We start from the raw sequence: 20,725 nt of genomic DNA, 5'->3' as shown, positions 1-20,725 counted from the left end.
ACCTTCAGCCCGTGGTGAAGGCCGGGTGCGGTGCAAGACTCGACGAGCGACCGACCGGCCGCGCTCGACACGTGCACGACCTGGGAGACCCACATGGCACGTCCGGACCTCGTCGTCGCACGGGCCGCAGGTCGGCACCCCAGGTCCGTCGTGGTCGTGGTGGGACTCCTCGCAGGGTTCCTCGCCGGGTGCGTCGACCCAGGTCGGTGACACGTGCTCACCGCTGACGTCGGGCGGATCCTCCTCTCCGAGGTCGCCGGCACAGCCGTCCTCATGACCCTCGGCGTGGGCGTGTGCGCGAACATGACGCTCTCCCGGACCTTCGGCCGGGGCGGCGGCTACCTCGTCGTCGCCGTCGGCTGGAGCCTCGGCGTCTTCGCGGGCGTCGTCGTCGCGCAGGACTCCGGTGCGCACCTCAACCCGGCCGTCACGCTCGCGATCCTCGCGCAGAGCGCGACCGCCGACGGGCCGACCGAGTTCGCGCCCGGCATCGGGATCTCCCTCGCGACGACGCTGGCCTACCTCGTCGCCGAGCTGCTGGGTGCGTTCCTCGGCGCCGTCGCGGCATGGGCGGTCTACCGTCAGCACTACGACGCGCACCCGGTCCAGGCGGAGAAGCTCGCCTCCATGGCGACAGCACCGGCCATCCGGTCGCTGCCGACGAACGTCTTCGGCGAGGGGGTCGCGACGTTCGTCCTCGTGCTCGTGCTCCTCCTGCTCGCCCAGACTCCCTCGGAGCTCGGGCCGCTCGGCATGGCGCTCGTCGTGCTCGGGGTGGGTCTCGGTCTCGGCGGGGTCACCGGGTGGGCGATCAACCCCGCGCGTGACCTCGGCGGGCGGCTCGCCCACACCGCGCTCCCCATCCGGGGCAAGGGCGGCAGCGACTGGTCCTACGCCTGGGTGCCCGTCGTCGGCCCAGCCGTCGGAGGGGTGCTCGGCGGTCTCGCTGCCGTCGCGATCGCCACCTGACGTCACGCTCCCGTGATCGGCCGGCTCCCGCGATCGGCCGGATCCCGTGGAGGTTCCGTGGAGCACGACCGGACGGTCCGCGGTGCGGGCATGCTGGACCCGTGACCTTCCGACCCTCCCTCCTCGCGCGCCGTCCCGCCCTGGCGCTCGCGGTGATCGTCACGACCGTGCTGGGGCTGGGTGTGCGCGCCGTCGGCGGCGGGGTCGTGGCAGAGGTCGGTGGCGACGCGCTCTACGCGGTGCTCGTGTACGTGCTCGTGGCGCTCGTCGCGCCACGCGCCCGCCCGGCGACGCTCGTCGCGGTCGCCTGGTCGCTGTGCGCGGCGGTCGAGCTCGCGCAGCTCGCGGGTCTCTCGGCGGCGGTCGTCGCCGTGTGGGAGCCCGCGCGGTGGGTTCTCGGCACCACGTTCCACACCCTGGACCTTGTCGTCTACGCAGTCGGCGCGTGTGCCGCCGGGGCGCTGGACGTCGCGGTAGGCACCGTGGTGCGCCGTCGCGCGGGGGCGCTCGTCGAGGCCTCGGAGGTCAGCCCCCGAAACGAGACCGCAGGGACCTCGTCGCCGAGCGGACGACGAGACCGCCCGCCCAGGCGAGACCTGCCCAGCTCGCGGTCTTGATCCCGCGCCGTGCGGTCCGGCGCCGACCGCGGAACTCACGCACGGGCCAGCCCACGGTCTTCGAGTGCTTGCGCAGGCGCGGGTCGGGGTTGATCGCGCACGGGTTGCCGACGGTGGAGAGCAGCGGCACGTCGTTCATGGAGTCGCCGTAGGCCGAGGAGCCGGCGAGGTCGAGACCGAGCCGTTCGGCGAGGGCGACGACGCCGTTGGCCTTGGCCTGCCCGTGCATCATGTCGCCGACGAGCCGGCCGGTGTAGAAGCCGCTCTCGTGCTCGGCGATCGTGCCGAGAGCGCCGTCTGCGCCGAGCCTGCGTGCGATGAGGTCGCCGATCTCGACCGGCGTCGCCGTGACGAGCCACACCTGGTGGCCCGCGGCGAGGTGCGCGTCGAGGAGCTTCTGCGTCCCGGGGAAGATCCGCAGGGCGAGCACCTGGTCGTACACCTCTTCGCCGATCGCGACGACCTCGGCGACCGAGTGGCCCGTCATGAGGTGCAGCGCGCGCGAGCGGACCTCGTCGATCTGCTGCCGGCTCTCGCCGAAGGCCATGTAGCGGGCCTGCTGGAAGAAGAAGTTGACGAGGTCCCGCTTGCGGAAGAACCCGCGGGCGTAGAGGCCCCGCGCGAGGTGGAACGACGAGGCCCCGCGGATGATCGTGTTGTCGACGTCGAAGAACGCGGCGACCTGCGGGACGCGCTCGTCCGCGACGGGTGGGGCCTCTGGTTCGGTGAGCGTCGTGGCCGCGAGCTGTTGCGCGGCGGCCTCGGCCACTGCTTCTCCGGTCTCCGGGTCAGACTCGTCGGTGCGCACACGCCCCACTGTAGTCAGCACTCTAGGGTTGGTCCCGTGAACGTGGGTGGAGCAGCACATGAACGGTCGGGCGCCGCGAGCACCGACGACACCGCTGGCGCGTCGCGCGTCGTCGTCTACACGCGCACGGGGTGCCACCTGTGCGACGACGCGTGCGTGGTCGTCTCCCGCGTGTGCGGCGAGACCGGCACCTCGTGGACGACCGTCGACGTGGACGCGTCGGACGATCTGCGCGGCGTGTACGGCGACTATGTCCCCGTCGTGACCGTCGACGGTGTACAACAGGGATTCTGGCGGATCGACGAGGACCGGCTGCGACGGCTCCTCGCCCGCTGACGCTGCGGGTGGGGAGGACGAGGGTGACCGGACCGGACGAGCTGGTGCGCCGGATGCCCTCGGCGAGCATCGAGCGCCTGCCCGTCTACCTGCGGGTGCTGTCCGACCTCGCGGCGCGGGGCGTGGTCGGTACCTCGTCGACGGAGCTCGCCGAGCTCGCCGGCGTCGGGCCGGCCCAGCTGCGCAAGGACCTCAGCTATCTCGGCTCGCACGGCACCCGTGGGGTGGGGTACGACGTGCGCCGGCTCCGGGCCCGGGTGAGCGGGGCGCTCGGTGTGGCGCAGGAGCTGCAGGTCGCGATCGTCGGCGTCGGCAACCTCGGGCACGCGCTCGCGAACTACTCCGGCTTCGCGGCACGCGGGTTCACCGTCGCGGCGCTGCTCGACAGCTCGCCGAGCGTCGTCGGGCAGGAGGTGGCGGGTCGGGTGGTGGAGGACGTGGCGCGGCTCGACGAGGTCGTCCGGGAGCGCGGGGTGTCGATCGTCGTCATCGCGACGCCGGGGGAGGGCGCACAGGAGGTGTGCGACGCGGTCGTGGCAGCCGGTGTCCGGGAGATCCTCAGCTTCGCGCCGTGCGCGCTGCAGGTGCCGCCCGGGGTCGAGCTCCGGTCCGTGGACGTCGGCAGCGAGCTGCAGATCCTCGCGTTCCACTCCCAGGCCCGGAGACGGGACTGACCTGCACCCTCGGCCCGTGCGGGCAGGTGCAGGTCAGTCCTGTCGTGCTGTCGAGCGACTCAGCCCTTGATGGCGGAGATGTCGATCGCGATCTTCACGGTGTCGCTGATGAGGACGCCGCCGGTCTCGAGCGCGGCGTTGTAGGTGAGGCCGAAGTCCTTGCGGGAGATCTCGGTCTTGGCCTCGAAGCCGGCGCGGCTGTTGCCGAACGGGTCCGTGGCGATGCCGACGAACTCGGTGGCGAGGGCGACCGAGCGGGTCACGCCGTTGATCGTCAGGTCGCCGGTGACGGCGAAGTCGTCGCCGGAGGCTGCGACGGAGGTGGAGGTGAACGTCCACACCGGGTTCTTCTCGACGTCCCAGAAGTCGGCGCTCTTGAGGTGGCCGTCGCGGTCGGGGTTGCCCGTGTTGATGGACGCTGCGTCGAGCTCGGCGCTGACGGAGGAGCTCTCGATGTCCTCGCCGACGGTGACGACGGCGGTCGGCACGGCGAGGCTGCCGCGGACCTTCGAGATGCCGGCGTGGCGGACGGTGAACGTCGCGGACGTGTGGGTCGGGTCAGCGGTGTAGGTGCCGGTAGCGAGTCCGGTGGGAAGAGCAGTCATGAGAATCTCCTGGGTCTGTGGTCGAGCGTGGCGCCGATCGTGCCACCTTCAATAGTTGAACTTTCTACTATGGTAGGCAGAAGAAAAGCAAGTGCGCTATACATGTGATGCAAGTCACACCTCGCGGCAGCGGCCAACCGGGGCACGCTATCGTCCTGCATACACAGGCGCCGCACAGGGCGGGGCCGAAGCAGGGGGAGACTGCGCCATGATGATGGAAGAGACGGACGTCCTGTGGCTCACCGACGAGCAGCAGGCCAGCTGGCGAGCGTTCCTCGAGGGGACCGCACGCCTCAACGAGACGCTCAACAGGGACCTCGAGAACGACTCCGACCTCTCGCTCAACGAGTACGAGGTCCTCGTCCGGCTCTCTGAGAGCCCCCACCGCACGCTCCGCATGTCGCAGCTCGCAGACAGCCTCGCCTACTCGCGCAGCAGGGTGACCCACACCATCCGTCGCATGGAGGAACGGGGCCTCGTCGTCCGCGAGTCCTGCGTCGCCGACGGCCGAGGCGTCAACTGTGCGCTCACCGAGGCCGGGGTGGCCGCGCTCGTGGCGGCCGCCCCGAGGCACGTCTCCTCGGTCCGCCGCCATCTCGTCGACGTCCTCACCCCCGAGCAGCTCGTGGTGCTCGGGCAGGCCATGGAGCGCGTGTCCCTGGCCTGCCGCACCTGACGCCACGCCCACCGATGCGTTGATCTGCTCCGACCTTTGGGACCATGGTGCCCATGGCCACCACAACAGTTCACCTCATGCGCCACGGCGAGGTCTTCAACCCCGACAAGATCCTCTACGGACGGATCCCGGGGTACCACCTCTCCGAGCTCGGGCACCAGATGGCGCAGCGCGTCGCCGAGCACCTCGTGGCCGGCGGTCACGACATCACCGTCGTGACCGCCTCGCCGCTCCAGCGCGCCCAGGAGACCGCCACCCCGGCGGCGGCGGCCTTCGGCGTCGAGCTCGGCACCGACGAGCGGCTCATCGAGGCGGGCAACCACTTCGAGGGCAAGAGCTTCGGCGTCGGCGACGGGTCGCTGCGCCACCCTCAGCACTGGCCCTACCTCGTCAACCCCTTCCGCCCGTCATGGGGCGAGCCCTACAAGGAGCAGGTCGCGCGCATGCACGCTGCCGTGCACGCGGCTCGCGAGCAGGCCGAGGGGCACGAGGCGCTCCTCGTCAGCCACCAGCTCCCGGTCTGGATGGCCCGCCGCGGATTCGAGGGCAAGCGCCTCTGGCACGACCCCCGCAACCGCCAGTGCTCGCTCGCCTCGATCACGTCCCTGCGGTTCGACGGCGACACCCTCGTCGGCCTGCACTACACGGAGCCGGCCGCCGACCTCCTGCCCGGCGCCAACCAGGTCTCCGGAGCCTGAGGCGGACCAGCTCGTCGGGCAGCACGGCACGCGCGTCTCTCAGAGATCTCTCAGCACCATCGGGGATAGTGGGGGAGTGATCCCTGCTGTTCCCGCCGCCCGTCGTCGTGCCCGTCCGGCGAGCAACCGCCGCACGCCGTCTCGCACGGTGGCCGTCGCGCTCGCCGTGGCGACCGGCCTCCTGCTCTCCTCCTGCGCAGCCGACTCCGGGAACAGCGACCCGGACGACGTCGTCGGGCAGGGGTACGCCTCCGGCGACGGCAGCCTGCGGACCTGGTCCGAGGACGAGCGGACCGACCCCGTCGAGATCACGGGCACAGACTTCTCGGGCAACGCCGTCGACACCCGCAGCACCGGCGACGAGATCGTCGTCCTCAACACCTGGTACGCGGCGTGCCCGCCCTGCCGGGCAGAGGCCCCCGACCTCCTCGAGGTCGCGACGCAGCGTGCGTCCGACGGCGTGCGACTCATCGGCATCAACGGCACGGACGACAGCGGCGCGGCCCTCGCGTTCGAGCGAGAGCACGGCATCACGTGGCCGTCCATCGCCGACACCGACGGCTCGGCCGTCGCGGCCCTCCAGGCGATCGTGCCGGTCCAGGCCGTCCCCACCACCGTCGTGCTCGACCGGCAGGGCCGTGTCGCCGCCCGGGTCCTCGGTCAGATCGACGCCTCCACGCTCGACGGGCTCATCGACGACGTCCTCGCAGAGCCGGACGCCTGAGCAGTGGTCACCTCTCTCGCCGCGTCGGCTGTCGCGAGCGGCTCTGCTCCGGTGCTCGCGAGCGTCGGGGACTCGTTCGCCTCCACCGCGTTCTCCGGGTCGATGCTCCTGGCGATCCCCGTCGCCCTCCTCGCGGGCTTCGTGTCGTTCGCGTCGCCGTGCGTCCTGCCGCTCGTCCCCGGCTACCTCGGCTTCGTCAGCGGGCTCGCCGCCTCGAGCGTCGGCGGTCCGGGTGCGCCACGCGGCGCAGGCGGCTCGGCACCGGCTGCCGGCCGCGGCCGGGTCCTGCTCGGTGTCGCGCTGTTCATCCTCGGCTTCGCGGTCGTCTTCGTCTCGATCGGCATCCTCACCGGGACCGCCGGGTCGTTCCTCACGCGCTGGCAGGACGAGATCTCCCGTGTGCTCGGGGTCGTCGTCGTCCTCATGGGACTTGCCTTCCTCGGTGCCGTCCCCTTCCTCCAGCGTGAGCGACGGCTGCACGCGAGCCCGACCGCCGGCCTCTGGGGCGCTCCCCTCCTCGGCTTCGCGTTCGGCCTCGGCTGGACGCCGTGCCTCGGTCCCACGCTCGTCGCGATCTACGCGCTCGCCCTCGGCGAAGGCTCAGCGACCCGCGGCGGGATCCTCGCGGTCGCCTACTGCATCGGGCTGGGGACCCCGTTCCTCCTCATCGCGCTCGGCCTGCAGAGCAGCAAGCGCGGTCTCGCCTTCCTGCGCAAGCACCGGCTCGCGATCATGCGTATCGGCGGCGCCCTGCTCATCGCCATCGGGCTGGCGCTCGTCACCGGCCTGTGGGGCGACTGGAGCCGGTCGATGCAAGGCTTCATCGGCGGGACAGAGACGGTGATCTAGGTGAGCACACCCCCCAACCCTCCCGAGCGGGACCGCAGCTACCACCCCGAGGGCATCGACGACGCGTTCTCCGGCGACCCTGCCCGGACGTCCGCGACCGCCGAGACGGCTGAGAGCACCGGTCCGGGCGGGACCGCGGGAGCCCCCCAGCTGCCCCAGCTCGGCGGCGCCGGGATGCTGCGCTTCGCGTGGCGTCAGCTCACCTCCATGCGCGTGGCGCTCATGCTCCTCATGCTCCTCGCGGTGGCCGCCGTCCCCGGATCGGTCTTCCCGCAGCGCGGCCAGAGCCCGGCCGCGGTCGCCCAGTACATGCTCGACAACCCGACGCTGGGCTCGTGGCTCGACCGCCTCGGCTTCTTCGACGTCTATGCGTCGGTGTGGTTCTCGGCCATCTACATCCTCCTGTTCATCTCGCTCGTCGGCTGCATCCTGCCGCGTGTGCGTGCTCACTTCCACGCCCTGCGCGCCGCGCCGCCCCGGACGCCGCGGCGGTTCGGTCGCTTCCCGGCCCGGGGCGGCTACACCGTCGCTGCCGACGAGGTGTCGCCCGACGACGTGACCGCCGCGGCCGAAGCCCACCTGCGCGGACGTCTGCGCTGGCTGCCCCGGTTCCGCGTCGTGCCCGCGACGGAGAGCAGCGGCGCCCGTGTCGTGAGCGCCGAGCGCGGGTACCTGCGCGAGACCGGCAACCTCGTCTTCCACATCTCGCTGCTCGGCCTGCTCATCTCCTTCGGTGCCGGCCAGCTGCTCGAGTACCGCGGGCAGGCGATCGTCACGGAGGGTCGCGGGTTCGCGAACTCCGTCGTCGACTACGACACGTTCGAGAGCGGCGCCCTCTTCCAGGAGGACTCGCTCGAGCCGTTCTCCATGACGCTCGACTCCTTCGAGTCGGTCTTCCGCATCACGGACGCGAAGGCGCAGGACTTCACGGCGAACGTCACGGTCCGCGAGACGGACGGGACGTCCCGCTCGGCGGAGATCAAGGTCAACCACCCTCTGTCGCAGTCCGGCGCAAAGATCTACCTCCAGGGCAACGGCTTCGCGCCCGACGTGATCGTCCGCGACGCGGCGGGCGAGATCGCCTTCGCCGGACCGGTGCCGTTCCTCCCGGAGGACGACGTCTACACGTCCCAGGGCGTCATCAAGGTCCCCGACGTCTCGACCGGCGAGCAGATCGGCCTCGTCGGCTTCTTCCTCCCGACCGCCGAGATCACTCCCGAGGGCGCCCGCTCGATCTTCCCGGACCCCATCAACCCGGCGCTCGTCCTCAGCGTCTACCACGGTGACCTCGGGCTCGACGACGGTGTGCCGCAGAACGTCTACCAGCTCGAGACGGACGGCATGACGCAGTCGGTCGAGGAGGACGGGAGTCCCGTGACCCTCGTCGTCGGCAGGGGAGAGACCGTCGACCTGCCCGACGGGCTCGGCACCCTCGAGTTCGCCGAGCTGCCCCGCTTCGTCGCTCTCGACCTGCGCCACGACCCCTCCCTCGTCTGGACGCTCGTCTTTGCGCTCGGTGCCCTCGCCGGCGTGAGCGTCTCCCTCTTCACACCCCGCCGACGTGTGTGGGTCCGGGCCTCGGTCCAGGACGACACCGACGGCCCACGTACAGTGGTCGAGGTCGCGGGCCTCGCCCGCGGCGACGACCTGGGCCTCCAGGGAGAGGTCGACGCGCTCCTCGCGCACCTTCCCGGGTACGAGGTCCCGGGCACCCCCGACCCGTCCCCTCTAGAACCTCGACCGTCGATGCAGGAACCGGAAAGGCCGACCGATGAACCTCGGTGAGATCAGTGACACCCTCGTCTGGGGCGCAGCGACCGCGTACACGATCGCGATGATCGCGTTCGCGACCGACCTCTCGCGCGCGACCGACGCCCTCGGCCAGCGCAAGGCGCAGGAGCGCACCGCGCCGAAGGCCGCGACGGTCTCCGTCTCGACGCCGTCGTCGGGCGCCGCGGCGCCCGGGAGCGCGGTCGGGGTGATCGAGGGGCGCCGGGCCTCCAAGGCGCTCGGCATCGCGATGGCCACCATGTGGGCGGGCTTCCTCATCCACCTCGTCGCGGTCGTCCTGCGCGGGCTGGCCGCAGGCCGCGTCCCGTGGGCGAACATGTACGAGTTCTGGCTCACGGGGACCCTCGTCGCCGCGGGTCTCTTCCTCGTCCTGCAGCTGCGACGCGACGTCCGGTTCCTCGGCGTCATCGTGTCCTTCATCGTCGTGACCTTCCTCATGATCGCCATCACCGCGCTGCACGTCGAGGCCGACGGCGTCCAGCCCGCCCTGCGAAGCTACTGGCTCGTCATCCACGTCGGTGTCGCCGTCGGCGCCACCGGGGTGTTCACGGTCGCGTTCGCGATGAGCGTCCTCCAGCTGCTCCGCGACTCCCGGGACAACGGCTCGACGCTCCTGCACGGCGAGGGGACGGTCGTGCGCGGCCGCAACGTGGCCGCGTGGAAGGTCATGAACTGGCGCTTCCTCGACACCATCCCCACGCCGGTCGCCCTCGAGGCTCTGAGCTTCCGCATCAACGCCGTGGGCTTCGTCCTGTGGACGTTCACCATCATCGGCGGTGCCATCTGGGCCGACGGCGCGTGGGGCCGCCCTTGGGGCTGGGACCCCAAGGAGGTCTGGAGCTTCGTCGTCTGGGTCGTCTACGCCGCCTACCTCCACGCGCGGACGACACGAGGCTGGTCCGGCCGCCGCGCCGCCTACTTCGTGCTCGTCGGCTACGGCTGCGTGCTGTTCAACTTCACGGCCGTGAACATCCTCTTCAGCGGCCTGCACTCCTACTCGGGCGTCGACCGCCCCACGATCTGACCTCTCCGGCCGCCTGACCCCTCGCGCCGCCGGACCTGGCCCTGCCGCATGCCTCTCGGGTGGGGCGAGGGTCTCCGTCAGGCGAGTTCTCCGTCAGGAGGGCGTCCGCGTCAGGCCGGTGTGCCGTCGTCGTGCGTCTCGTCGTCGCTGCGGCGCTCGTCGGACGCGCCGTCGGCACGGTCGTCGGGGGAGGTGCCGGTCGGGCGCCCGTCGGCCTTCCCTGCGCTCGTGCCGCTGGAGGTGCCGCTGCTCGTCCCGTCCGTCGGGGTGTCTCCTGCAGCCGTGTCCCCGTTGCCCTGGGCGCTGCGCGCCTGACGACGCTGCTCCTGCGCGAGCCGCCACAGGAAGTCGGGGTCGTCGTCCGGTGCGACGGGTCCGCTGGCGCGCCTGCGCGTCCGTCCGCGCGGCGCCGGACCCTTGCCCGATGCGACGGGCCGCTGCCCACGACCGGCCTGCTTGCGGCGCGACCGGCTGAACGCGATCCACGAGATCGGCCCGAAGTAGGGCAGGAGCACGATGATGACGAGCCACAGCCAGCGCGGGATGTCCCCGCGGTCCTCCTCGTCGCTGCTGGCGAAGTCGGTGAAGGCATAGACGAGGAGACCGAAGGCTGCGAGGACTGCGAGGACGCGGAGCATCTCCCCACCCTATGCGTTTACCCTGAGAGCGTGGCCCTGCTGAAGTACTCCGTCCTGCGACTCGCTCTCCTCGCTGTCATCGCCGTGGCCCTCTACGCCGCTGGCCTGCGGGGACTCCCGCTCATCGTCGTCGCGCCCGTGGTGGCGCTCATGGTCTCGTACGTGGTGCTCGGGGGTCCGCGCGAGGCCGCCGCCGTCGAGCTCGCGGAGCGTCGGACACGGCGCGCAGCAGGCGGTGAACGCTTCAGCCGGGGGATCGAGGACGACGCCGCGGCCGAGGACGCGACGATCGACCGAGCCGCGCCCCGTCCCGCGCGTCCGGTGACGGACCTGCAGGAGCCTGCCCCGCGCACGGCCCAGCAGGGGCCCGCTCAACACACGTCAGATCGAGAGCCCGAGGGCAAGTAGCGCGCCGAAACCGAGCTCGTACATCCCCGTCGCGGCCAGGACGGGGACGAGCAGCCGGCCCCGCGCTCCGGCGAGCACGGGGATGCTCAGGAGCGTCGCCGGCGGCACGAGCAGGAGGACGATGACGGCCCACGGGTTCGCGAAGGCGCACAGCGCCCCGAGCAGCAGCGGGAGCCAGATCATCGCGACGTACGCGCGTCGTGCTCGCCGGTCGCCGAGACGGACGGCGAGCGTGCGCTTGCCGACGACGGCGTCCGTGGGGATGTCACGGATGTTGTTCGCCATGAGGATGGCGCACGCGAGGAGCCCGACCGCGACGGCACCGAGCGCGGAGGCCACGGTGATGCGGTCCGCCTGCGTGTACGTCGTGCCGAGCACCGCGACGAGGCCGAAGAAGACGAAGACGCCGACCTCACCGAGGCCGAGGTACCCGTACGGGTTCTTGCCCCCGGTGTAGTACCACCCGGCAGCGATCGACAGGACCCCGACGGCGAGCAGCCACCAGTGCCCCGACAGCGCGACGAGCGCGATCCCGGCCAGGGACCCGACGCCGAACGCGGCGAACGCGGCGAGCTTGACCGTGCGGGGCGGCGCGGTGCCGGACGCGGTCAGACGGAGGGGACCCACGCGGTCGAGGTCGGTGCCTCGGATGCCGTCCGAGTAGTCGTTGGCGTAGTTGACGCCGACCTGGAGGGCGAGCGCCACGACGAGGGCGAGGACGGCGAGGAGCGGGTCCACCGCGTCGACCTGGGCCGCGGCCCCGGTGCCGACGAGGACGGGCGTCGCCGCGGCAGGGAGGGTGCGCGGGCGCGCGCCGGCGACCCACTCGGATGTCGTGGCCATGAGGCTCCGTTTCAGCGTTCTGCGTCTGTGCTCGGTCGTGAGGCCGCGACGTGCCGGGTCGCGATCTCGGTCGCCGCCCTGCGGTCGACCTTGCCGGGTCCCCGCAGCGGGAGCTCGCCGACGACGACGATCTCACGCGGCGCGGCCGGCGCCCCCAGCGTATCCGTGACGCGGGCGCGCACCTGCGGGAGGAGGTTCTCGGAGGGTGCCCCGTCCGCGAGGGTCACGACGGCCGCGACGCGCGCACCCCACGCCTCGTCGGGGACACCGACGACGCACACCTCGCGCAGCGGACCCCACCCCGTGAGGAGTGCCTCGACCGCGGCCGGGGAGACGTTGACGCCGCCGGAGACGAGCACGTCGTCCGCGCGACCGCGGACGTGCAGGGTCGTGGCACCGTCCGGACCGGTCGCGATGTCGCCGACGTCGCTCGTCCGGAACCACCGTCGGCCCGCGTCGGTCACGAAGGCGGCGTGGGTCGCGTCGTCGTCGCCGTCGTACCCGTCGGCCAGGACCGGCCCGGAGATCTCGATGCGGCCGTCGCGCACCCGGACGTCGACGCCGTCGAGCGGGGCACCGTCGTAGACGCAGCCTCCGGCGGTCTCGCTCATGCCGTACGTCGTGACCACGGGAACCCCGGCGTCACGGGCGGCGAGCAGGAGCGCCGGTGACGTCGCGGCACCGCCGACGAGGACGGCGTCGAGGGTGCGGGCCGCGACGAGGCCGGCGTCGTCGCCCTCCCGGGCATCCTCGAGGATCCGGTACAGCTGGGTCGGGACGAGCGAGGTGTAGCGACGACGACCGGTGAGCTCGCGGGCGGCAGCGGCGAAGGCGGCGGAGCGGAACCCGTGGTCCAGGTGCACAGCTACGGGGCGCGTCCCGGCGAGGACGGACCGCGCGACCACCTGGACACCGGCGACGTGGTCCGTCGGCAGCGCCAGGAGCCACTGGCCATGACCCCCGAGCCGTGCGGCGGTCGCCTCGCCCGAGGCGCGCAGGGCGTGCGCGGGGATGCGGACCCGCCGGGCGTCCCCGGTCGAGCCCGACGTCGCGACGAGGACGCAGGCACCGGGCTCGCCCGGAGCTGCGGAGAGGATCTCGCGCAGGCCTGCTCCCAGCTCGGCCGGACCGTGCCGGCCGATGCCGGCGAGATCGAGCTCACGGGTGGTCCTGGGGCCTTCCGGTGTGGCAATCACGGCTTCAGGGTATGCGCGACCCTAGGCTGGACCCCACGCCCCCGTCCCGGCCCGAGAGAGCCAGGGCTGCCGAAGATCTGAGGAGACAACCGTGCTGACGCCATCTCGCGCGCAGAGAACCCCACACGCGTCGCGTCGTCGTGCCGCATGGAGCGTCGTCACCGCCGGAGTGTGCGCGACGACGCTGATCCTCGCAGGCTGCTCCGGCGACGACGCGGAGGAGCCCGTCCCGACCCCGACGACCGAGGTGACGCCCGGAGCGACGGCCGACAAGCAGGCACCACCCGCCCCCGCCGTCCCTCCCACGTGGGCGCTCACCGGAGTCGCCGCCACGGACATCGTCGCCCGGCCTGCGCTCGCCGTGAAGATCGAGAACTCCAAGGAGGCGCGGCCCCAGACAGGGCTCGAGAACGCCGACGTCGTCTGGGAGGAGATGGTCGAGGGCGGCGTCACGCGCTACATCGCCGTCTACCACTCGCAGGTCCCCGAGACGGTCGGACCCATCCGCTCCGTCCGACCGATGGACTCGAACATCATCGCGCCGCTCCGCGGGCTCATGGCGTTCTCCGGCGGGCAGCCGGGGTTCGTCCAGTCGGTGAGCGCCGTGGGCCTGCAGGTCATCAGCCACGACGGTGGCGCGTCCGGTTTCTACCGCGCGAGCGGCCGCCGTGCCCCGCACAACGTCTACGGGACGCCGGCGACCTTCCTGTCGCAGGCGGACACCGAGCACTCCGCCCCGCCCGCCCCGGAGTTCGTCTTCGCGCGTGACGCGGCGCAGGCGACGGCCGTCGTCGCCGGGGCACCGACGAACGCGGTCTCGATCACGATGTCCCGCTACAGCCAGCCGTCCTGGACCTGGGACGGGGCGTCAGGCAGCTTCCTGCGGTCCGAGGCGGGCACCCCGGCGGTCTCCGCGGACGGCGTGCGCCTGGCCGCCACGAACGTCGTGGTCATGAGCATGTCGATGTACAACACCGGGACCGTGGACCCGGCGGGGTCCCCGGTGCCCGAGACCGAGGTCGTCGGCACCGGGCCGGCGCTCGTCGCGACCGGTGGCATGTCCGTCGCGGCGACGTGGAGCAAGGCGAGCCCGGCGGACCCGTTCGTTCTCACGGCGGCGGACGGTACGCCGGTCACGCTGGCGCCCGGCGGCACGTGGGTCGAGCTCGTCCCGACGACCTCTGGCTCCTTCACGACGAGCTGACGCCTCCTCCTCAGGGTGGAGGCGTCAGCCCCGGCGTCCACCCAGCGGGTGAGAGGTCACAGTTCGGTCCCATCCGCTGGCCCGAGGTGCAGCACGCCCTGCACGAGGCAGGCTAGGACCATGGCAACTCTTCCTCAGCTCCACCCTCACCGGTTGACCCTCTCCCGTGGCCGCGCCCTGCTGACGAACCACCGCCCGGTGCCGTCGACTCCTCGGGTAGAGCAGGTCGACGCAGAGCAGGAACGTCCTGCTGGTCCGACCGCGTACCACGCGGCCCGCCCGAGCCCGGCCGCGTCGATCGTGCCCGTGCTGCTCTCGCTCGGAGGGCTGTTCGCCCTCGCGGTCGGCTCCGCCTACACCGGGCGCGCGATCATCGAGGCGCTCTCGGGACTGCTCGCGGCCACGTAGCGTCTCCGGGCACGCTCCGACCGGCCCGGCTCCTGCCGGTCGTCAGGAGCAGACCGGTTGGAGCCGGTCGTCAGAAGTAGTAGGGGAACGCGGACCAGTCCGGGGCCCGGCGCTCGAGGAACGCGTCCCTGCCTTCCACCGCCTCGTCGGTCATGTACGCGAGGCGCGTGGCCTCGCCCGCGAAGACCTGCTGGCCCGCGAGGCCGTCGTCCGCGAGGTTGAACGCGAACTTGAGCATCCGGATCGCCTGCGGCGACTTCGTCGCGATGGTTCGTGCGTAGTCGAGCGCGAGCTCCTCGAGGTCGGCGTGGTCGGCCACCTCGTTCACCGCACCCCACGAGTACGCGTCCTGCGCCGAGTACTCGCGAGCGAGGAAGAACACCTCGCGCGCACGCTTCTGGCCCACCTGCCGGGCGAAGAGCGCGGAGCCGTACCCCGCGTCGAACGAGCCGACGTCCGCGTCGGTCTGCTTGAAGCGCGCATGCTCGCGGCTCGCGATCGAGAGGTCGGCCACGACGTGCAGGGAGTGCCCGCCGCCTGCCGCCCAGCCGTTGACGACCGCGATGACGACCTTGGGCATGGTGCGCATGAGGCGCTGCACCTCGAGGATGTGCAGTCGCCCCGCCTGAGCGGGGTCGATGTGGTCGGCGGTCTCGGCCGCCTGGCCCGTCGCGTCGTCGGTCGTGTACCGGTAGCCGTCACGGCCACGGATCCGCTGGTCGCCGCCCGAGCAGAAGGCCCACCCGCCGTCCTTGGCGCTCGGGCCGTTGCCCGTGAGGATGACGGCCGCGACGTCGGAGGTCATCCTGGCGTGGTCCATGACGCGGTACAGCTCGTCCACCGTGTGCGGCCGGAACGCGTTGCGGACCTCGGGCCGGTGGAACGCGATCCGGACCACCGGGAGGTCGCGCTCGCCGTCAGCAGCACCCGGCGAGCCTTCCTCGGTCCGGGAGACACCGCGGTGGTACGTGATGTCGGTCAGATCCTCGAAGCCGGCGACCGTGCGCCACCGTCGAGGATCGAAGGTCTCGGACACTGAGGTGGGGGTCGCGCTCACCGTCCCACCCTAGGGGACGTGCGGCACGGCCTCGACGGTCCGATCGCGAGCGATGGCCGACGGGTGAGGCCGAAACATCCAGTACACATCGCGCCGCTAGTGTCGCCGGGGTGCACCCACCATCGCGTCGCCAGAGCAGGGGAGTCGTCCGCCGGGACGCCATCATCGCGGCTGCCGCGGCCCTCGTGCTCGAGGTCGGGCCGGCAGCCGTGACCCACCGCGGCATCGCGGCGCGCGCCGAGGTGCCCCTCGCTGCGACCACCTACTACTTCGAGTCCCTCGACGACCTCGTGGGCGCCGCCGGCGCCCGGCTGGCGACGCGCTGGGCGATGCACGCCGCCTCCGTCGCCGCCCAGGTGATGGGGCCGACGAGCGTCGACGAGCAGGCACGGGTCCTCGTCGACGCCGTCCTGCCCGAGGGCGACGAGGCGGCCGTCCGCGGCCACTACGAGCACCTCGTCTCCGCCGGCCGGAGCCCAGCGCTCGCCGAGGCCTACGCCGCCGGACGCGCTGCGCTCGACGCAGCGGTGGGAGACCTGCTCGGCACGCTCGACCTCGCTCTGGCGCCCGAGCTCGTCGTCGCGCTCGTGGACGGGGCGGCGGTGACGTCTCTCAGCGAGGGGCACGACATCCGGCTCCGCGCCGCGACCCTGCTGCACCACGTGCTGCTGCCCGAGGCCGTCAGAGCCTAACCTGGGGGCGTGCACGTCTACTCCACGCCCCTGACCACCCGCTTCCGCGGCCTCGACGTGCGCGAGGGCGTCCTCGTCGAGGGCGCCGCAGGGTGGGCCGAGTTCTCTCCGTTCTGGGAGTACGGCGACGCCGAGGCGGCCGCCTGGTGGTCGGCCACGGTCGAGGCGGCCGAGATCGGCTGGCCGACGCCGGTGCGGATGCACGTGCCCGTGAACGTCACCGTCCCCGCCACCGGACCCGAGGAGGCGCACGCGATCGTGCGTGCGTCCGGCGGGTGCCGCACGGCCAAGGTCAAGGTCGGTGAGCGCGGCCAGAGCGTCGGCGAGGAGATCGCACGCCTCGAGGCGGTGCGCGACGCGCTCGGCCCCACCGGCCACGTCCGCATCGACGCCAACGGCGCGTGGGACGCCGACACGGCCGTCGCGCGGCTCACCCGCCTGGACCGCGCGGCCGGCGGTCTCGAGTACGTCGAGCAGCCCTGCCCCGACGTCGCCGGTCTCGCTGCGGTCCGTCGTCGCACGGACGTGCTCGTCGCAGCGGACGAGTCGATCCGGCGCGCTGACGATCCCCATGCCGTCGTCCGGGCCGCTGCCGCCGACATCGTCATCCTCAAGGTCCAGCCCCTCGGCGGCGTCCGTGCCTGCCTGCGGCTCGCCGAGGAGATCGGCCTGCCGGTCGTCGTCTCGTCGGCCCTCGAGACGTCCGTCGGGCTCGCCGCAGGGCTCGCGCTCGCGGCCGCCCTCCCGGTGCTGCCCTACGCGTGCGGCCTCGCGACGGCCCAGCTCCTCGTCCATGACGTGGTCCCCGACCCGCTGCTCCCGGTCGACGGCATGCTCGAGGTCCGCCGACCCGTGCCCGACGCCGCCGCCCTCGAGCGCACGGACGCACGGCGCACCGCTCCAGAGCGGGCGCAGGCGTGGAGAGAACGGGTCGACCGCGTCCGTGCCCTGAGCGAGGGCCGGCCCTCGTGATGCTCTCGCCCTCGATCGCGAGCGCCCACGAGCTCGTCCAGAGCCTCGCCCGGCTGGGCGTCCGTGACGTGGTGCTCGCCCCCGGCTCGCGCAGCGCACCGCTCGCCTACGCGCTCGCGATCGCGGCGCGCGCCGCACAGCGCACCCCGGACGGCACCCCGGACGACGCCGGCACGCACCCGGTGACCGGCATCCGGCTCCACGTCCGGATCGACGAGCGCGATGCAGGATTCCTCGCCCTCGGCCTCGCCCGCGCAGGTCAGGTCCGGCGCGCGCGCTCCGGGGATCCGGCACGGCTCGCCCCGCCGGTGGCCGTCGTGACGACGTCGGGAACTGCTGTCGCGAACCTCCACCCGGCGGTCCTCGAGGCCCACCACGCCGGCGTCCCGCTGCTCGTGCTCACGGCGGACCGGCCGCACGAGCTGCGCGGCACCGGTGCCAACCAGACCGCCGACCAGGTGGGGATCTTCGCCGGGGCCGTCCGGCTCGAGGTCGACGTCCCCGCACCCGCCGGGCGCGTCGGTGAGCTGCAGGACCTGCGGGCCGTCATCGGTCGGGCCGTGGCCGCAGCGTCGGGAGCCCGCACGGGTGTGCCGGGTGCTGTGCACCTCAACCTTGCGTACCGGGAGCCGCTCGCCCCGAGCGCTGCCGAGCTCTCGGAGCTCTCTGCCGCCACGACGCCGACCGACGGTGCGCCGTTGCCGAGCGGGCTCGTCGAGGTCCGTCCCACGGTCGTCGGTGGCCTGCTCGACCCCGACGGCGCCGCGGACGAGCCTGCGACGCTCGTCGTCGCTGGCGACGGGGCCGGCGCGGTCGCCCGAGCCGTGGCCGAGGCTCGTGGTTGGCCGCTCCTCGCCGAGGCGTCGTCCGGTGCGGCGGGTGGGCCGAACCTCGTCGCGGCGCACCGGCTCGTCCTCGGCTCCGCGACGCTCGTCGACGCCGTCCGGCAGGTCGTGGTCATCGGCCGCCCCACCCTCTCGCGGCCCGTCCAGTCCCTCCTCGCGCGGCCCGAGGTACGGGTCGTCGTCGTCGCTCCCGGCTCCGGCCAGTGGCCCGACGCCGCACGCGGTGCGTCGTCCGTGCTCGCCGCAGTGCCCTCGTCGTGGCTCGCGGCCCCCGCGCCTGCCGCGTCGGGATCCGACGGGCCGTCCCTCGCGTGGATGCGTGCCTGGCGGTCGGCATCCACCGTGGCCGCCGACGTCGTGGATCGGTCGGTCGCTCGCGGTGCCGACGGCCCGCTCGACGCCCTCCAGGTGGCTGAGGCGGTCGCGTCGGCGTCGCAGCCCGACGACGTGCTCGTCATCGGCTCGAGCAACCCGGTCCGTGACCTCGACCTCGTCGTCCGCTGGGCCGAGCCGCCCGTCGTCGTCGCGAACCGTGGCCTGGCCGGCATCGACGGCACGCTCTCCACGGTCCTCGGCGTCGCACTGGGCATCCAGGACCCCCGCGTCACCCGTGGCACGGGTGTGCCGGGCCCGATGGTCCGCGCGCTCGTCGGCGACCTCACGTTCCTCCACGACGTCGGCGGGCTCCTCGTCGGGCCGGGCGAACCGGGCGTCGACGTGCAGATCGTCGTCGTCAACGACGACGGCGGGTCGATCTTCGCGACGCTCGAGCACGGACGCACCGACGACCCTGCTCTCTTCGAGCGCGTCTTCGCGACCCCGCACGGTGCGAACCTCGGCCTTCTCTGCGCCGGCTACGGGGTGCAGCACGAGCTCGTGCACAGCGCCGACCGGTTGCGTGCCGCGCTCGCCCACGCGCCGCACGGTGTGAGCGTCCTGGAGATCCAGGTCGACCGGACGAGCAGGCACCACAGCGCGCAGGACCTCGCGGCGGCGGTCGTCGACGCGCTCTGAAGTCCCGCGCCGCCCTGGTCGCCGCGACGAGAAACTCGCAGCGAATCCCCAGCAAAGCCCAAGCCGCGTCCCAGCCCCCGGGTGTTGAGTAGTTCTCAGCCGAAGGAGGGTGATTCCCGATGACCACACCGAACCAGAACGAGACGCAGCGCATCCCCAGCACGAACCCGTACGCCCCTGGACCAGTCCCGGCACCGCCGAGCGCCTGGTACGGCGCGACACCTGCCGAGCCTGCCGCCGGTCCTGCAACGGCCGGTCCCGCCGCCTCCGGACCCGCCGCCGACGCCGCTCCCGCGGCACACTGGTCGACCGGTGCTGCGCAGGCCGCCGCAGCCGAGCCCGCACCGCGCCGCCGTCTGCTCGTCCCGGTCGCCACGACCGCGGTCGCCGCGGCCGTCCTCGCGAGCCTGGGCACCGCGGCGCTCACCGGTCAGCTGGGTGGCTCGCCGGCAGCCACGAGCACGTCGCAGTCGACCGTGTTCGGCACGCTCGGCCAGGCGTCCGACTCGTCGGTCAACGTGCCCGTCGCGTCGTCGGACGAGACGAACCCGGACTGGCAGGCCGTCTCCTCGGCGGTCGCGCCTGCCGTCGTGGCGATCCAGGTGACGACCGCATCAGGGGCCGGAGAGGGCTCCGGCGTCGTCATCGACAGCGAGGGGCACATCCTCACGAACAACCACGTCGTCGAGGGCGCCAACGACGACACCGTCCAGGTGACGCTGAGCGACGGACGCATCTACGAGGCGACGATCACGGGCCTCGACCCGGCGACAGACCTCGCCGTGGTCCAGCTCGTCGACCCGCCAGACGACCTCCGCTCGGCCGTCCTGGCGGACTCGGACGCCGTCGTGGTCGGCGAGCCCGTCATGGCGATGGGCAACCCGCTGGGCCTGTCCAACACGGCGACGACGGGGATCGTCTCCGCGATCGACCGCCCGGTGAGCACCGCCACGACGTCCGGGACGGGTACCTCCGTCGTGACGAACGCCCTGCAGATCGACGCCGCCATCAACCCGGGAAACAGCGGTGGGCCGCTGTTCAACGCGAGCGGCGAGGTCATCGGCATCACGTCCTCGATCGCCTCCCTCTCCTCGGGATCGAGCCAGAGCGGCTCGATCGGCCTGGGCTTCGCCATCCCGGCGAACCTCGCGCAGCACATCGGTGAGCAGCTCATCGAGGACGGCGAGGCGGAGCACGCGTTCCTCGGGGTGAGCCTGAGCGACGGCACGGGGACTGCTGACGGCACGACCCGCCAGGGAGCGGTCGTCGAGGACGTCTCCGACTCCTCGCCAGCGTCCGAGGCCGACCTCCAGACCGGTGACGTCATCGTGGCCATCGACGGCGACCCGGTCACGGGCGCCGAGTCCCTCACCGGCTTCGTGCGGGCCCTGCCCGCCGACACCGAGGTGACTCTCACGGTCGTCCGGGACGGCGAGGCGCTGGACGTCACCGTGACCCTCGCGACGAAGCCCGAGGACGCGACGAGCACGACACCCGCACCCGAGGAGTCGACCGACCCGGGCCAGGGTCGAGGCGCGCCGGACAGCCCGAGCACCATCCCCGACCTCGGTGAGCTCTTCCCCGGTCAGGGCTGACGAGCACCCTCACGGGCGACGCCCCCCTCGGTGCCCGGTGAGGAACGACGACGGCCGACGCTCTGCGAGAGCGTCGGGGGGG

23 protein-coding genes are annotated in these 20,725 nt (G+C 72.7%); 17 read left to right on the top strand and 6 right to left on the bottom strand.

Features of this window, described 5'->3' with window-relative positions; genetic code table 11:
* Window positions 1–213: 213 nt before the first annotated feature.
* Both ABKW26_RS10185 and ABKW26_RS10180 read left to right on the top strand, forming a co-directional pair.
* The gene (locus tag ABKW26_RS10185) at window positions 214–969 is read left to right on the top strand and encodes an MIP/aquaporin family protein (RefSeq protein WP_348593301.1); all 756 of its coding nucleotides are present in this window, start codon (window positions 214–216) and stop codon (window positions 967–969) included.
* Between the two features lie 101 nt (window positions 970–1,070).
* The gene (locus ABKW26_RS10180; protein ID WP_348593299.1) at window positions 1,071–1,586 is read left to right on the top strand and encodes a DUF2809 domain-containing protein; all 516 of its coding nucleotides are present in this window, start codon (window positions 1,071–1,073) and stop codon (window positions 1,584–1,586) included.
* Here ABKW26_RS10180 and ABKW26_RS10175 read toward each other — a convergent pair.
* Window positions 1,495–2,403, bottom strand: a complete 909-nt coding sequence (locus ABKW26_RS10175; protein ID WP_348593430.1) for an HAD-IB family hydrolase — start codon at window positions 2,401–2,403, stop codon at window positions 1,495–1,497. The genes ABKW26_RS10180 and ABKW26_RS10175 overlap by 92 nt on opposite strands.
* 27 nt (window positions 2,404–2,430) lie before the next feature.
* Here ABKW26_RS10175 and ABKW26_RS10170 point away from each other — a divergent pair, with 27 nt between their 5' ends.
* Together ABKW26_RS10170 and ABKW26_RS10165 are read left to right on the top strand one after the other, a co-directional pair.
* Window positions 2,431–2,730: a glutaredoxin family protein gene (locus tag ABKW26_RS10170; protein WP_348593297.1), complete on the top strand. Its 300-nt coding sequence runs from the start codon at window positions 2,431–2,433 to the stop codon at window positions 2,728–2,730.
* A gap of 23 nt (window positions 2,731–2,753) precedes the next feature.
* A complete protein-coding gene (locus ABKW26_RS10165; protein ID WP_348593295.1) occupies window positions 2,754–3,404 on the top strand; it encodes a redox-sensing transcriptional repressor Rex in 651 nt (216 codons plus the stop codon).
* Window positions 3,405–3,463: 59 nt separating this feature from the next.
* On the opposite strand, the gene ABKW26_RS10160 is transcribed toward ABKW26_RS10165, so the two are convergent.
* Window positions 3,464–4,009 (bottom strand): YceI family protein, encoded by a 546-nt coding sequence (locus ABKW26_RS10160; protein WP_348593293.1) that lies wholly within the window; start codon window positions 4,007–4,009, stop codon window positions 3,464–3,466.
* A gap of 208 nt (window positions 4,010–4,217) precedes the next feature.
* Between ABKW26_RS10160 and ABKW26_RS10155 the strand changes: the two genes are divergently transcribed.
* The 6 genes from ABKW26_RS10155 to ccsB all read left to right on the top strand — a co-directional run bounded on the left by ABKW26_RS10155 (window position 4,218) and on the right by ccsB (window position 9,771).
* Window positions 4,218–4,685, top strand: coding sequence for a MarR family transcriptional regulator (locus tag ABKW26_RS10155; protein ID WP_348593291.1), 468 nt, complete (start codon window positions 4,218–4,220; stop codon window positions 4,683–4,685).
* A gap of 53 nt (window positions 4,686–4,738) precedes the next feature.
* Entirely contained in the window at window positions 4,739–5,383 is a 645-nt protein-coding gene (locus ABKW26_RS10150; RefSeq protein WP_348593289.1) for a histidine phosphatase family protein, read from the top strand.
* A gap of 76 nt (window positions 5,384–5,459) precedes the next feature.
* Window positions 5,460–6,107 carry a TlpA disulfide reductase family protein gene (locus ABKW26_RS10145; protein ID WP_348593287.1) on the top strand — a complete coding sequence of 216 codons (648 nt, stop codon included), beginning with the start codon at window positions 5,460–5,462 and terminating at the stop codon, window positions 6,105–6,107.
* A 102-nt stretch (window positions 6,108–6,209) separates the two neighbouring features.
* Window positions 6,210–6,956: a cytochrome c biogenesis protein CcdA gene (locus ABKW26_RS10140; protein WP_348593428.1), complete on the top strand. Its 747-nt coding sequence runs from the start codon at window positions 6,210–6,212 to the stop codon at window positions 6,954–6,956.
* Between the two features lie 174 nt (window positions 6,957–7,130).
* Window positions 7,131–8,741 carry a cytochrome c biogenesis protein ResB gene (locus tag ABKW26_RS10135; RefSeq protein ID WP_348593426.1) on the top strand — a complete coding sequence of 537 codons (1,611 nt, stop codon included), beginning with the start codon at window positions 7,131–7,133 and terminating at the stop codon, window positions 8,739–8,741.
* Complete coding sequence (ccsB, locus tag ABKW26_RS10130; RefSeq protein WP_348593285.1) at window positions 8,728–9,771, top strand: c-type cytochrome biogenesis protein CcsB; 1,044 nt, start codon at window positions 8,728–8,730, stop codon at window positions 9,769–9,771. Before ABKW26_RS10135 ends, ccsB begins: the two co-directional genes overlap by 14 nt.
* A gap of 110 nt (window positions 9,772–9,881) precedes the next feature.
* On the opposite strand, the gene ABKW26_RS10125 is transcribed toward ccsB, so the two are convergent.
* Entirely contained in the window at window positions 9,882–10,409 is a 528-nt protein-coding gene (locus tag ABKW26_RS10125; protein ID WP_348593284.1) for a PLDc N-terminal domain-containing protein, read from the bottom strand.
* Window positions 10,410–10,439: 30 nt separating this feature from the next.
* Here ABKW26_RS10125 and ABKW26_RS10120 point away from each other — a divergent pair, with 30 nt between their 5' ends.
* Window positions 10,440–10,817 (top strand): DUF4229 domain-containing protein, encoded by a 378-nt coding sequence (locus ABKW26_RS10120; RefSeq protein ID WP_348593282.1) that lies wholly within the window; start codon window positions 10,440–10,442, stop codon window positions 10,815–10,817.
* Here the strand turns inward: ABKW26_RS10120 and ABKW26_RS10115 are convergent.
* Both ABKW26_RS10115 and menE read right to left on the bottom strand, forming a co-directional pair.
* On the bottom strand, window positions 10,791–11,660 hold the full coding sequence (locus ABKW26_RS10115) for a 1,4-dihydroxy-2-naphthoate polyprenyltransferase (protein ID WP_348593280.1): 870 nt from the start codon (window positions 11,658–11,660) through the stop codon (window positions 10,791–10,793). The genes ABKW26_RS10120 and ABKW26_RS10115 overlap by 27 nt on opposite strands.
* 11 nt (window positions 11,661–11,671) lie before the next feature.
* Window positions 11,672–12,856, bottom strand: a complete 1,185-nt coding sequence (gene menE / locus ABKW26_RS10110; RefSeq protein WP_348593278.1) for an o-succinylbenzoate--CoA ligase — start codon at window positions 12,854–12,856, stop codon at window positions 11,672–11,674.
* Between the two features lie 91 nt (window positions 12,857–12,947).
* Here menE and ABKW26_RS10105 point away from each other — a divergent pair, with 91 nt between their 5' ends.
* Both ABKW26_RS10105 and ABKW26_RS10100 read left to right on the top strand, forming a co-directional pair.
* On the top strand, window positions 12,948–14,060 hold the full coding sequence (locus ABKW26_RS10105) for a DUF3048 domain-containing protein (RefSeq protein ID WP_348593276.1): 1,113 nt from the start codon (window positions 12,948–12,950) through the stop codon (window positions 14,058–14,060).
* Window positions 14,061–14,180: 120 nt separating this feature from the next.
* Entirely contained in the window at window positions 14,181–14,468 is a 288-nt protein-coding gene (locus ABKW26_RS10100) for a hypothetical protein (protein WP_348593274.1), read from the top strand.
* A 70-nt stretch (window positions 14,469–14,538) separates the two neighbouring features.
* On the opposite strand, the gene ABKW26_RS10095 is transcribed toward ABKW26_RS10100, so the two are convergent.
* A complete protein-coding gene (locus tag ABKW26_RS10095) occupies window positions 14,539–15,525 on the bottom strand; it encodes a 1,4-dihydroxy-2-naphthoyl-CoA synthase (RefSeq protein ID WP_348593272.1) in 987 nt (328 codons plus the stop codon).
* A gap of 110 nt (window positions 15,526–15,635) precedes the next feature.
* On the opposite strand from ABKW26_RS10095, the gene ABKW26_RS10090 reads away from it, so the two are divergent.
* From ABKW26_RS10090 to ABKW26_RS10075, 4 genes are all read left to right on the top strand, one after another.
* Window positions 15,636–16,217, top strand: coding sequence for a TetR family transcriptional regulator (locus ABKW26_RS10090; protein WP_348593270.1), 582 nt, complete (start codon window positions 15,636–15,638; stop codon window positions 16,215–16,217).
* A gap of 9 nt (window positions 16,218–16,226) precedes the next feature.
* Window positions 16,227–17,189 (top strand): o-succinylbenzoate synthase, encoded by a 963-nt coding sequence (locus ABKW26_RS10085; RefSeq protein WP_348593268.1) that lies wholly within the window; start codon window positions 16,227–16,229, stop codon window positions 17,187–17,189.
* Window positions 17,189–19,048, top strand: coding sequence for a 2-succinyl-5-enolpyruvyl-6-hydroxy-3-cyclohexene-1-carboxylic-acid synthase (gene menD / locus ABKW26_RS10080; protein WP_348593424.1), 1,860 nt, complete (start codon window positions 17,189–17,191; stop codon window positions 19,046–19,048). The genes ABKW26_RS10085 and menD overlap by 1 nt, the downstream gene beginning before the upstream one ends.
* 119 nt (window positions 19,049–19,167) lie before the next feature.
* Entirely contained in the window at window positions 19,168–20,643 is a 1,476-nt protein-coding gene (locus ABKW26_RS10075; RefSeq protein ID WP_348593266.1) for a trypsin-like peptidase domain-containing protein, read from the top strand.
* Window positions 20,644–20,725 lie beyond the last annotated feature (82 nt).

The sequence above is a fragment of the Sanguibacter sp. 25GB23B1 genome, assembly GCF_040012415.1.
Lineage (GTDB): Bacteria > Actinomycetota > Actinomycetes > Actinomycetales > Cellulomonadaceae > Sanguibacter.
Note: the sequence above shows the minus strand (reverse complement) of the source record. Positions and strands in the feature narration are given on the sequence as shown.

What these genes read in the sequence shown, in the direction of transcription:
- menD (WP_348593424.1), top strand. Translation starts at nt 17,189, where the DNA reads ATGCTCTCGCCCTCGATCGCGAGCGCCCACGAGCTCGTCCAGAGCCTC.
- ABKW26_RS10155 (WP_348593291.1), top strand. Translation starts at nt 4,218, where the DNA reads ATGATGATGGAAGAGACGGACGTCCTGTGGCTCACCGACGAGCAGCAG.
- ABKW26_RS10125 (WP_348593284.1), bottom strand. Translation starts at nt 10,409, where the DNA reads ATGCTCCGCGTCCTCGCAGTCCTCGCAGCCTTCGGTCTCCTCGTCTAT.
- ABKW26_RS10115 (WP_348593280.1), bottom strand. Translation starts at nt 11,660, where the DNA reads ATGGCCACGACATCCGAGTGGGTCGCCGGCGCGCGCCCGCGCACCCTC.
- ABKW26_RS10100 (WP_348593274.1), top strand. Translation starts at nt 14,181, where the DNA reads ATGGCAACTCTTCCTCAGCTCCACCCTCACCGGTTGACCCTCTCCCGT.
- ABKW26_RS10140 (WP_348593428.1), top strand. Translation starts at nt 6,210, where the DNA reads ATGCTCCTGGCGATCCCCGTCGCCCTCCTCGCGGGCTTCGTGTCGTTC.
- ABKW26_RS10135 (WP_348593426.1), top strand. Translation starts at nt 7,131, where the DNA reads ATGCTGCGCTTCGCGTGGCGTCAGCTCACCTCCATGCGCGTGGCGCTC.
- ABKW26_RS10160 (WP_348593293.1), bottom strand. Translation starts at nt 4,009, where the DNA reads ATGACTGCTCTTCCCACCGGACTCGCTACCGGCACCTACACCGCTGAC.
- ccsB (WP_348593285.1), top strand. Translation starts at nt 8,728, where the DNA reads ATGAACCTCGGTGAGATCAGTGACACCCTCGTCTGGGGCGCAGCGACC.
- ABKW26_RS10075 (WP_348593266.1), top strand. Translation starts at nt 19,168, where the DNA reads ATGACCACACCGAACCAGAACGAGACGCAGCGCATCCCCAGCACGAAC.
- ABKW26_RS10150 (WP_348593289.1), top strand. Translation starts at nt 4,739, where the DNA reads ATGGCCACCACAACAGTTCACCTCATGCGCCACGGCGAGGTCTTCAAC.